This is a genomic window from Tetragenococcus muriaticus DSM 15685, assembly GCF_000423785.1.
GTDB classification, from domain to species: domain Bacteria; phylum Bacillota; class Bacilli; order Lactobacillales; family Enterococcaceae; genus Tetragenococcus; species Tetragenococcus muriaticus.
This window is the reverse complement of sequence record NZ_AUIQ01000058.1, coordinates 1-11,363: the sequence shown is the minus strand read 5'-3', so window position 1 is coordinate 11,363 and position 11,363 is coordinate 1. Positions and strand designations below refer to the sequence as shown.

Here is an 11,363-nt window from a genome sequence, read left to right as displayed (position 1 = left end):
CTTACGACAAACCTTTTTCGACCGTTCGTTCACAAACGTCCGTAAGAGCTCCCAGGGTAAGACATTTATCTTTCTCTCCATAACCTCTTGATTTACTGTCTTGGTTTTACGTTTACCTTTTGGACTTCAGCTTGATATGCAGCCTTATCCACCATTTAGCCTCATCAAGTTCCTGTTCGTAGGCTTGAAAGATTTGCGACACCACTTCCTTCACCCCATCATCACTGATTTCAGCTTGTGGCTCGCTACGCTTGGCGGTAACTACCTGCGACTGGACTTTCACCAGCTAGATAAATGCCATGCCTGGCACACATAATTAAACCTATGTCCTGAGTTCATTTTCAGGACATAAGTTTTCTTGATCTATGTCCTGAAGTTGGTTTCAGGACATAAATCCCCTTGACTTATGTCCTGAGCTTAAATTTCAGTACATAACTGTACTCGTTCTATGTCCTGAAGTTAATTTCAGGTCATAAGTTTCTTTGACCTATGTCCTGAGTTTGTTTTCAGGACATAAGTCCACATATTAGCTTCTAGAATATTTAATTCTTTAAACTAGCAATCGTGCTATTCTTACCAAAAACACTTTCCCAATCCACAGCGAAGTCTTCCACTGCTTGAGCAATCGATGGCATGGTTAATGCTTGTCCAATAATCTCAGGAGCAATGGTTACAGCTTGCGCTCCTTGTTCCAAAGCAGTTGTTACTTGATCAATATTTTTGAAACTAGCGGCCACTATTTTGGTTTTACTTGCATTTTGTTGAATTTCATTGAGCATGGCCGCTACTGCTTCTTGAGCGTTTATCCCAATATTTTCCATCCGATTAAAATAAGGCGCAATATAATCAGCGCCAGCTGCTATTGCCAAGTAAGCTTGAAATTTTGAATAGATAGCTGTAGCCGTTACATTTATCCCCTGATTTTTCAATTCTTTTATCGCTTCTAACCCCTCTTCATTAGCAGGAATTTTGATATAAACCTCTTGGTCCAGTTGTTCTAAAAGAGTATTGGCATCCTTTATCATTCCTGCTTTATCTTGAGCTACAACTTGCACATGCAAAGAACGATTTGTACCTATAATTTCTCTAATTTTACGCATATGTGAAAAAAACTCTATGTCTCCTTCTTTTTTTAGAATTGAAGGATTTGTTGTTACCCCAGCCAAAGGAAGAGCAGCTGCATATTTTGCAATTGCTTCAATATTAGCAGTATCCAATAAAATTTCCATTAATATTCACCCCTTGAATAGAATTCTCAATACCATTCCATCAATACTTAAAACCAAGCAACAAACAGAAACCGCTTACGAATGTGGGAAAAACTAATAACACAGATAAGCTTCCTTTCCCCTTCCCTAAATTTTCCTGACTTTTCATAGCTTGTAAGAATAACATAGCACAAACTGAAGAAGACAGTCAACGAGGACTATTCATAATAATAGCTTATATATTGATTTGCATAATTAGTAATTAGAAACTAAAAAAATGAATATTTATTCGTTTTTCATTGATAAAGTAAAAACAATCTGCTAATATAAGAGTTAAATTTAATCTAGGAGATGCATAAATATGAAAGAAAAAGTTGTTTTAGCCTATTCTGGTGGTTTAGATACTTCTGTTTCTGTTAAGTGGCTAACTGATCAAGGGTACGATGTTATTGCTTGTTGTTTAGATATTGGTGAGGAAAAAGACATTCAAGAAGTACGTGATAAAGCACTAACAGTTGGTGCTAGTCAGTCTTTTGCGATTGATGCAAAAGAAGAATTTTTACAAGATTTTGCTTTAATTGCTTTACAAGGCAATACTTTTTATGAAAACTCCTACCCGCTGGTTTCAGCCTTGTCGCGTCCACTTATTGCAAAAAAATTAGTCGAATTAGCCCATAAAACGAATGCCACGACAATTGCTCATGGTTGTACTGGTAAAGGAAACGACCAAGTTCGCTTTGAGGTAGCAATTTCTTCCTTAGATCCATCTTTAAAAGTGATTGCACCTGTACGTCAATGGCAATGGTCACGTGAAGAAGAAATCGCTTATGCACAAGCTAACGGTGTTCCTATTCCTGCCGATTTAGATAATCCTTACTCGATTGATCAAAATTTATGGGGCCGAGCTTGTGAATGTGGCGCCCTTGAAGATCCCTGGTCTACTCCACCAGAAGGCGCCTATGAAATAACAAATGAATTGTCCAACACACCTGATGAACCTGATATTTTGGAATTAACTTTTGAAAAGGGGGTTCCTATTGCTATCAATGACGAAAAAATGAGTCTAACCAATATAACTTCTACTCTGAATACTTTAGCAGGAAATCATGGTATCGGTCGGATTGACCATGTTGAAAATCGTTTAGTAGGTATAAAATCTCGCGAAGTTTACGAGTGCCCGGGTGCTTTAACTATGATGCATGCTCATAAAGAATTAGAGGATCTTGTCTTTGTACGCGAACTAGCTCATTTTAAACCAACGATTGAAAACCAACTGGCCCAAACAATTTACGATGGCCTTTGGTTCAATCCACTTACTGAATCATTGATTTCTTTTATTAAAAGATCACAAGAAAATGTCAACGGCGTGGTGCGCTTGAAATTATTTAAGGGTAATATCATTTGTGAAGGTAAAAAATCTGGCAATAGTTTATACAATGAAGACTTAGCCACTTATACTTCCGCTGATACTTTTGACCAAGAAGCAGCTGTTGGGTTCATTAAGTTATGGGGGTTGCCTTCTAAAGTTCACGCTGAAGTTCAAACGCAACAATCATCCGAGGAGGAAATTTAATGAAAAAGCTCTGGGGCGGGCGTTTTACTGGTGAAAACAAAGACTGGATAGATACATTTGGGGCCTCTATTTCTTTTGACTATCAGCTGGCTAAACAAGACATATTGGGCAGCTTAGCCCATGTTAAAATGCTAGGTGCTTGCGGTATTATTACAAAAGACGAGATGCAACAAATCCAAACAGGTTTAAAAAGTTTACAGGAAAAATTAGCTAATAATGAATTAACTTTCACTACTCAAAATGAAGATATTCATTTAAACATTGAATCCCTTTTGACTGAGGAAATCGGCCCAGTTGCTGGTAAACTTCATACGGCACGCAGTCGTAATGACCAAGTAGCAACGGATATGCATTTATATCTCAAAGAAACAGTGACTAACGTCATTGAGAAGATTCATCAATTACGCAGAGTACTTGTAGATAAAGCCGAAGAAAATATCGAAACTATTATGCCTGGTTATACGCATATGCAACATGCGCAACCAATCTCCTTTGGTCACCACTTAATGGCTTATTATCAAATGTTGACGCGCGACCAAGAACGTATGCAAGAAAGTGTGTCACGTATCGATGTTTCTCCATTAGGTGCAGCAGCTTTAGCAGGAACTACTTTTCCTATTGATCGACAAATGACAGCGGATGAATTAGGATTTTCTGATATTTATGACAACAGTTTAGATGCCGTTAGTGATCGAGATTTTATTTTAGAATTCTTAAGTAACGCTTCCTTGTTGATGATGCATCTTTCTCGTTTTTGCGAAGAAATGATTTTATGGTGTTCATATGAATTTCAGTTTGTTGAACTAGCAGATACCTTTTCTACAGGCAGCTCGATTATGCCACAAAAGAAAAACCCAGATATGGCAGAATTAATCCGTGGTAAAACAGGACGTGTCTATGGAAATTTATTTCAATTATTAACAGTAATGAAGAGCTTACCTCTTGCTTACAACAAAGATTTTCAAGAAGATAAAGAAGGAATGTTTGATACTTCTGAAACTATCATCGCTAGTCTAGAAATTATGAGTGGCATGATAGAAACCATGAAAGTAAACCAAGCAACGATGCAACAAGCAACTGAAAAGGATTTGTCCAATGCAACTGAACTTGCCGATTATTTGGCAAATAAAGGTCTCCCTTTTCGCCAAGCACACGAAATTGTAGGCAAGCTCGTTTTAGAATGTATCCAACAAGGCACTTATTTACAAGATATTCCATTGGAAAAATACCAGCAGATCTCTCCTAGCATTGAAGCTGATGTTTATGATAAGTTAAACTCACACAGTGCGGTTAAAAATCGCCACTCCTTAGGCGGTACAGGATTTGATCAAGTAAAAAGTCAGATTGAAAAAGCCAAGGCTGAACTGAGTTAATCTCCCAGTTCAGCCTTTTTAAATACATAAATACTTCATGTTGTAAGAATATTTGAAAATTCGTCTTGAAAAAGATAACTTACGTTTGGTAAGCTTAATTAAAATTCTAATGAAGTTATAACTTATTAGAAAAGTTTACTTTTTAAACCCATGCAGGAGTTTCCTTGCTTGGATTTAATTTTAAGCAAGGAGGTGTTTCAATCAATTAAATACTTATGTCAATATTTTCTGGTAAAGTCAAATATTGACAAAGTACGGTTTATAACAGTTTTATATAACAAAGGAGTTTAGTGTGAAAATGAGAACAACTAAATTAGTTTCAGGGATTTTAATGATTATACTATCGGTATTTATTACTTTTCAATCTACAATAGCAGGCTTAGGAAACGCTCTCGATGGTAATGGAGAAACTGGTGGCTCTGGGGGCGTTCTAACGGCTATTATTTTCTTAGCAACTGGAATAGTATATATAGCTACAAAATCAAAGGAGAAATTAACAGCAGACGTAATTAATATGGTCTTATTATTAATTGCTTGGTTACTTGCTATTTCCAATGCAGGTAGTTATAGTGATTTAGTAATTTGGGGATGGCTTGCATTCATCATCGGTGTTGGATTTTTTGTTTGGCATTATTTTATAAATCAGAAAAGTAAAAATGCACAAAGAGTCCAATAAGTCTCCAATCAGTAGCTTTTAATGGCGCGGTTCCGCTATGGGATTCGTGCCTACTTTTGCTATGTTACACTATATAAAAACGAAAGAAATGAACTGGTAGAGATAAAAAAATACACAAAAAAAGATAGTTAACTGCCTATATGTTCATTGCTCATATAGCAGTTGACCCGTAAACTAAAAAATCCCAACGAACCATTCGTAGGGGATTCAAAAAGTATAAACATAGAACATAATTTGACAAAGCCTACTATAATAGGCTTTGTCAGCCAGCGGATGTGTTGGAATTGGTAGACAAGCATGATTCAGGTTCATGTGAACATAGCGTTCGTGTGGGTTCGACTCCCACCATTCGCATCGTTTTATTGATATTTTCCAGGATTTACCCGATCATGTCGTTTGATAAAATTACAATTAGGCGTATGTAACAAACTTATCTTTTAAAGGTAGGTTTTTTTATCTTTTGTTCGCTTTACTTTCCAAACGTTTGTTCGTATAATAGCTATAAATAAGGAGGGATCTTAGATGCAAACGATCAAAGGTACTATATCAAAAATAAAAGTATTAAAACTAAGCAACCGCCCTCTCGTTCATTTTAAAGTGGATGATATTAGCTGCTTGATTGCTAGACACTCATTCAATTTTTTGTATGAAGCAAAAGAAAATAACCAAATTGTTGTGTGCGGACAATATAATAGTAAAAACCAATTTGTGGTCAAAAAATACTGTGTAATCGATAGTCCTATGCTGGTTTAAAAAGGAAGTCTATGACTCAACGCATTATTATTATAATTGATTCAAATTTATCTGTTTATAATCTACGTATGCACGATAAAACAAATCCATAATTTGGAATAAAGGCATCATACTAAAGGTTTCGTCAGTAGATTCACCGATTTCTGTAGACTGATAATATAAATTATACGTCGCTTTTGAAGCTAGACGGTTCCTACTCATATTGGTAATAGATAAAATAGGAATGTTTTTTATCTTCATTTGATTTAAAATATTTTCTTGCGGCTTATTTTCACCACTTAGGGATAGAATAATTATCAAATCGTTTTCTGTTATAGAACCATTTAAAACAATACTCAACTCTTTTTGCGACTGTAAATGGACAGGAAAACGTTGTAAAGGAATAATACTACGGATGAAGTTTTGTAAAACATCACGTTGCCCCCAGCCAGTTCCATAGCAGTAGATCGTTTCCGCTTGATCAAAAGCTTGCAAAACTGAAGTGACATTTTGTTGATTGAAAAATTTCGCTGTTTGTAATAAGTCTTCTTGTTGCATTGCAACAAAAGAAGTTTGCAATTGTTTAGAAGCTTTTTGTTGTTTTAGCGCGTATTTAAATTCACTATAGCCGGAAAAACCTAACTTTTGAGTAAACCGTAAAATAGAAGATTTTGAGGTTAACGTTACTTCTGCCAATTGAACAATAGATAAGCTCTTACACTCCGTTTCATGACCTAAAACATATTTAGCAATATGTTGATCATTTTCATTTAAATTATCGTAATGTTTATTAATTAAAGTTTCTATGTTCAAAAAACTCATCCTCCAATTTTTTGTGTTTTAATTGTAACACAACGTTAGAAGATGCAAATAAAAAAATTCTCAGATGTCTCAGCATCTGAGAATTCTCCTCTACCCTTTTATTTTAGTACGGGCCAGAAATCTTCATTGGCTTCGATTAAGTCATCTAAGATCTGTTTAGCCACACGCGCATTTGGTACGATACGTGACAAAGTAAGAGCTTGCCATAATTTTTGATAAGATCCTGTAATCCAAGCATCGACCACTAGTTTTTCAACAGCAACTTGTTGTTCCATCAAACCTTTTTGGAAACGAGGAATCGACCCTTGTGTCATTGGCTCAGGGCCTTGTGAACCTACGATGCAAGGAACTTCTACCATTCCTTCAGCATCAAAGTTTTCTATAGCGCCATGATTTGGTACGATTAAAAGCATACGTTCTTTGGTGTTATAAGCAATCGCACGAGCTAAGTCTACAATGTAACTCGCATGGTCATCAGCAACCAATTTAGCATCTTCTGCTGTTTTGATATTCGAAATGCGATTACATTCGCTAAATACGTGTTTTTCTCGGTTATCCATCACTTCATTAGCGCGTGTATAATTAATATCGCTGTGTTCGGCTTCATCTTGCGGATAGAAATAATATTTCAAATAGGTATTCGGTAACGTATCTGGATCAAGCCATTGGACTTCTTTCGCTTTACCAAAAGTATATTCCCAACTTGGTTCTTCTTCTGAAGCGCCTTCTAATTCTTTTGGAGTAATGTAACCATGCTCTTTGACCCAATCAATGAGTTTTGGCATCAAATCATTGCCTTCTTTATCACGAATATCGGTCCACCAGCCAAAGTGATTTAAGCCGTAGTAACGAACATCCATTTCTTTACGTGATTCTAAGCCTAGTACTTCAGCCATGCGAAGTTCAATACCCACCGGCATATCACAAATATTGATAATTTTACTGTCAGGACGCAATCTTCTAGTCGCTTCCGCAACAATAGCGGCAGGATTGGAATAGTTTAGCATCCATGCATCCGGAGAATATTTTTCCATATAATCAATAATTTCTACCACACCACCGATAGAACGCATACCGTAAGCAATACCACCGGGTCCACATGTTTCTTGTCCAATAACGCCATATTTCATTGGAATTTTTTCATCCTTTTCACGCATGGCATACTTTCCAACACGAATGTGAGCCATAACGAAATCGACATCGGTAAAAGCTTCTTCTGGATCCGTCGTTGCTTTAAATTCAATTTCTGGTGCGCGTTCTTTAATGATCACTTCTGTAGCATCTGCGATTTGTTTTTGTCTTTCTTTGTCATTATCATAAAATTTTAGTGAACGAATAGGAAACTTATCTAAGTTTTCTAATAGCATCATCACAATGCCTGGTGTAAATGTACTTCCGCCGCCTGCTACTACAATTGATTGTTTTTTTAAAGTCATAAAATTATTCGTCTCCTTCGTAATCTTTATTTTCATCTTCAACAATTTCTTCAAAAAACTCTCTTACTTTTGGCACATCAAGTCCAACAATGACTTGAAATGCTTTACCATTTCGTACAATTCCGTGCGCACCGCCTCCTTTAAAGAAATCATCATCTAATACTTGTTCTTCATCTGCGACAGAAACCCGAAGCCTTGTCGCGCAATTGGTCACATCGGTGATGTTTTGCGCACCTCCCAGACCTTCTATGAACTGAGCGGCCTTCTGTGCATTGGGATTATTACTTTCTCTAACGCTAGAAGTGGCTTCTACGGCTGCATTTCCTCCAGCAGCTTGCTTTTCTTTATAGTCTTTTTTGCTATACATTTTGACTTCGCCACTATCTTCACGCCCAGGCGTCTTGATGTTGAAACGAAGAATCGCCCAGCGGAAAAAGAAATAATAAATGACTGAAAAAGCTAACCCAACGCCTAAAAATATAAATATAGCATCTTTATGATTGGCCCACATTGGTAAAATAAATTGCGAAAAGTTGGCAATAAAACCACCACCAATAGAAGCCGATACGCCTAATGCGTACATAATCATACTCATAGATGCTGCGAAAAACGCGTGAACAGCAAACAATTGTGGCGCTAAGAAAAGAAAGGTGAATTCAAAAGGTTCAGTAATCCCTGATAAAATTGCAGTAAGTGCTGTTGGGATAACTAAAGCCATTGTCTTTTGCCGATTTTCCGGTTTAGAAGTCGCTATAAAGGCTCCGCCAATTCCAATCGGAGCAAATACTTTGGAAACATTTTGAAATTGAAATCCTCCGCCTGGGAAAAGTTCTCTTAAAGATTCCGTAGAGTTAGCAATTTCAGATAGATGTTCGAACCAATAACTTATGGTTCCCCTTGAACAACTGCTGGACCTAAATCAAATGGCTGATAAATAAAATGATGAAGCCCAGTCGGTATCAAAATTCTTTCTAGGAATACATAAATACCAACGCCTATTGTTCCGCTTGAAGCCATAAAGCCTTGCAATTGAGTGATACCATCTTGAATAGGCGGCCAAACCCAAGCAGCTAAGAAAGCTAATGGCAATGCTGCGACAAATCCTAAGATAACGACAAAGGAAGAACCGGAGAAGACACCCAACCATTCCGGTAATGTCGTATCATAAAATCGGTTATGTAAGTAAATCGCTACACCAGCTATTAAAATTGCCCCAATAATACTTGTGTCAAGAGTCGTCACACCACCGATAGACTTAATTCCTATCGCTTCTGGATCACTTAAATCAACACCAAAATTCCAAGTTTGTAAAATAGCGTTCATAAAAGTATTCCAAGTCATATAAATAACAAATGATTCCATAACTGCACGACCGCTAGCTTTTTTAGCCAAGCTGATCGGAAGTCCAATAACAAAGAGCAATTCCATATTATTGAATACGGTCCAGCCGCCTTCTTCAATTACGCCCCAGATATTACTCCAAAAGGTTCCTTCTGTCGCAATAGAACCAACAATATCGGGGTTTTGAAAGACAGTAGATAAAGCTAAGACGATCCCGTTAAACGCTAATAGTAAAACAGGTACGATCATCGCTCCACCAAAACGTTGAATTTTTTGCATCATACTCCATTCACTTCCTCATAAATTTAATTTGCAATCGTTTTACTGATTTCAGTTTAGCAAAATCAATTGAAAATGATAGGGGTTTCAATAGGAATGGTACTGCGCTTCTTATTTCTATATTTTTCCTACTTTGCGGGAAATTTCCCGTCTTTGAATAAAAAAGCAAGCAAACAAGGCCTTAATGAACCCAGTTCACTTGCTTTATATCTATTTAAGTAAAACCTAAGCTAAATACTCGCTAAACAATTGCTTAAACATTTCAATATAATCAAAATACATCGCTTTAGGTAAACTTTCATTATCTTTATGCATTGTATCATTTCCTGGACCAAACATTGTATAATCAAATCCATTCGGTTGATTAATCAAAAATTTCGACCCATCTGTCCCGCCAGACATACCTAGTGTTAAAATTTCGTCTGTTGAAAATTTCAAACCGGTTAATTCTGCCGATCTTTTTGCCTCTTTGATTTCTTCGTCTGACATTTCTTGGTTTTGCAAATAAGGTTTTCCTATTTTTTGAATCAATTGAATTAAAGAAGATTCCTCATTTCCAGTAATAGCAATGGTATTCATTGTCACTGAATAATCTATCTGAGCATCTGTCTTATTATTATAATCTTCAATAACTTCTTTAAAGATACTTTCTAATTGATCATTCGTAAATTCAGGAATAGTACGCATATTAATTTCTGCTTGAGCTGAAGCAGGTATGGCATTAATTTGGTTTCCCCCATTAATTACGTCAATATTAAATATAGTTTCACCTAATACGTCATTCTCAAAACTATCCGTTGCTTGTTTAATTTTCGTTTCAATATTACTTAATACATGAAGTAAATGCTCAACAGCATTAATGCCAGCTTTTGGCATTGAGCTATGAGCGGCTTGTCCTGTAGAATTGATTGTTACATTTAGTTCGCCTTTATTAGCATAAACACAACGATAGCCACTTGGTTCTGCTATTAACAAGGCATCGACGTCTTTTACGTAACCCTGATCTGTCAATTTTTCAGCTCCTAGTTGACCTACTTCTTCCCCGCTCGTTGCTAATAATTTGATCGTCCCATTTAACGGAGTCCCCGCTTCTTTTAATTCAACCATGGAGATAACTAAAGCAGCTAAACCTGCTTTCATATCTGTCACTCCGCGGCCATAAAACATACCATCCTTTTCGACCAATTCAAATGGATCAGTATCCCAATTTTCTTTGTCTACTTCGACTACATCCATATGACCAGAAACAGCTAATACAGGATGGCCTTGTCCAAGAGTTGCAATTAGATTTGCGCGATTATCACCAAAAGGAAGGAGTTCATTTTGAATTCCAGCATCATCTAACACCTTCTTTAAAATATCTGCAACATCTTTTTCGTTGCCATTTACTGATTTAACTTCAATCATCTTTTGCAGTAAATCTACTTTTTCCTTTTTATCCAATCATTCCACATCCTCTACAAATTATTTACGAATTTATTATAACGCCTATTATAACCAAATGACAAAGGTTAATATTGGCTAAACCCAGTGAATGAATATTACTTTAGACTTTCCATGTTCGTTCGGTTGATGAATGAATAAGAAAAATAATAGGGTAGAGGGGAAATAAATTTCCGCCCCTCCCGTCGCACCGTACGTACGGTCCTCGTATACGGCGCTACATTTGTACTGTTTTCACGCTTTATTTAGATAGTAGGATAAAGGATCAACCAATCCAGGTCGATCCTTTTTCTTTATGGCTAAAACTTTCGGACTTAACGTAAAGTTGACAACGTCCATCCCGCATTTCCTATACCAACCTAATCTAGAATTAGCGACCTTATAAATGTCTTCTTTCTTGAAATGACAATTGAATAGTCGATTCAATTGTTGTAAATTCATATAGATTCGTCGCGGAAGTTTCCATTGCTTTATAATAAT

Annotated in this window: 9 protein-coding genes, 1 tRNA gene and 2 pseudogenes; 5 read left to right on the top strand and 7 right to left on the bottom strand. The window is 36.5% G+C overall.

What is annotated here, in order from left to right:
- Window positions 1-112 precede the first annotated feature (112 nt).
- Together G577_RS12205 and G577_RS0108575 are read right to left on the bottom strand one after the other, a co-directional pair.
- Window positions 113-283 carry a hypothetical protein gene (locus G577_RS12205; RefSeq protein WP_162141351.1) on the bottom strand — a complete coding sequence of 57 codons (171 nt, stop codon included), beginning with the start codon at window positions 281-283 and terminating at the stop codon, window positions 113-115.
- A 259-nt stretch (window positions 284-542) separates the two neighbouring features.
- Window positions 543-1,229: a fructose-6-phosphate aldolase gene (locus tag G577_RS0108575; protein WP_028790845.1), complete on the bottom strand. Its 687-nt coding sequence runs from the start codon at window positions 1,227-1,229 to the stop codon at window positions 543-545.
- Window positions 1,230-1,569: 340 nt separating this feature from the next.
- On the opposite strand from G577_RS0108575, the gene G577_RS0108570 reads away from it, so the two are divergent.
- The 5 genes from G577_RS0108570 to G577_RS0108550 all read left to right on the top strand — a co-directional run bounded on the left by G577_RS0108570 (window position 1,570) and on the right by G577_RS0108550 (window position 5,583).
- Window positions 1,570-2,781 (top strand): argininosuccinate synthase, encoded by a 1,212-nt coding sequence (locus G577_RS0108570; protein WP_028790844.1) that lies wholly within the window; start codon window positions 1,570-1,572, stop codon window positions 2,779-2,781.
- Window positions 2,781-4,154 carry an argininosuccinate lyase gene (gene argH, locus G577_RS0108565; protein ID WP_028790843.1) on the top strand — a complete coding sequence of 458 codons (1,374 nt, stop codon included), beginning with the start codon at window positions 2,781-2,783 and terminating at the stop codon, window positions 4,152-4,154. The genes G577_RS0108570 and argH overlap by 1 nt, the downstream gene beginning before the upstream one ends.
- A gap of 298 nt (window positions 4,155-4,452) precedes the next feature.
- Window positions 4,453-4,830 (top strand): hypothetical protein, encoded by a 378-nt coding sequence (locus G577_RS0108560; protein ID WP_028790842.1) that lies wholly within the window; start codon window positions 4,453-4,455, stop codon window positions 4,828-4,830.
- A 269-nt stretch (window positions 4,831-5,099) separates the two neighbouring features.
- A tRNA-Leu gene (locus G577_RS0108555) sits at window positions 5,100-5,184 on the top strand.
- A gap of 168 nt (window positions 5,185-5,352) precedes the next feature.
- The gene (locus tag G577_RS0108550; RefSeq protein ID WP_028790841.1) at window positions 5,353-5,583 is read left to right on the top strand and encodes a hypothetical protein; all 231 of its coding nucleotides are present in this window, start codon (window positions 5,353-5,355) and stop codon (window positions 5,581-5,583) included.
- A 30-nt stretch (window positions 5,584-5,613) separates the two neighbouring features.
- On the opposite strand, the gene G577_RS0108545 is transcribed toward G577_RS0108550, so the two are convergent.
- From G577_RS0108545 to G577_RS12200, 5 genes and pseudogenes are all read right to left on the bottom strand, one after another.
- Complete coding sequence (locus G577_RS0108545) at window positions 5,614-6,384, bottom strand: MurR/RpiR family transcriptional regulator (RefSeq protein WP_227874519.1); 771 nt, start codon at window positions 6,382-6,384, stop codon at window positions 5,614-5,616.
- Window positions 6,385-6,482: 98 nt separating this feature from the next.
- Entirely contained in the window at window positions 6,483-7,820 is a 1,338-nt protein-coding gene (locus G577_RS0108535) for a 6-phospho-alpha-glucosidase (protein ID WP_028790839.1), read from the bottom strand.
- A gap of 4 nt (window positions 7,821-7,824) precedes the next feature.
- Window positions 7,825-9,443, bottom strand: a pseudogene (locus G577_RS11350) (alpha-glucoside-specific PTS transporter subunit IIBC).
- A gap of 222 nt (window positions 9,444-9,665) precedes the next feature.
- The gene (locus tag G577_RS0108525; protein ID WP_028790838.1) at window positions 9,666-10,883 is read right to left on the bottom strand and encodes an ArgE/DapE family deacylase; all 1,218 of its coding nucleotides are present in this window, start codon (window positions 10,881-10,883) and stop codon (window positions 9,666-9,668) included.
- A 234-nt stretch (window positions 10,884-11,117) separates the two neighbouring features.
- A pseudogene (locus G577_RS12200) lies at window positions 11,118-11,363 on the bottom strand (group II intron reverse transcriptase/maturase); the annotation flags it as partial.

What these genes read in the sequence shown, in the direction of transcription:
- G577_RS0108575 (WP_028790845.1), bottom strand. Translation starts at nt 1,229, where the DNA reads ATGGAAATTTTATTGGATACTGCTAATATTGAAGCAATTGCAAAATAT.
- G577_RS0108570 (WP_028790844.1), top strand. Translation starts at nt 1,570, where the DNA reads ATGAAAGAAAAAGTTGTTTTAGCCTATTCTGGTGGTTTAGATACTTCT.
- argH (WP_028790843.1), top strand. Translation starts at nt 2,781, where the DNA reads ATGAAAAAGCTCTGGGGCGGGCGTTTTACTGGTGAAAACAAAGACTGG.
- G577_RS0108560 (WP_028790842.1), top strand. Translation starts at nt 4,453, where the DNA reads ATGAGAACAACTAAATTAGTTTCAGGGATTTTAATGATTATACTATCG.
- G577_RS0108550 (WP_028790841.1), top strand. Translation starts at nt 5,353, where the DNA reads ATGCAAACGATCAAAGGTACTATATCAAAAATAAAAGTATTAAAACTA.
- G577_RS0108545 (WP_227874519.1), bottom strand. Translation starts at nt 6,384, where the DNA reads ATGAGTTTTTTGAACATAGAAACTTTAATTAATAAACATTACGATAAT.
- G577_RS0108535 (WP_028790839.1), bottom strand. Translation starts at nt 7,820, where the DNA reads ATGACTTTAAAAAAACAATCAATTGTAGTAGCAGGCGGCGGAAGTACA.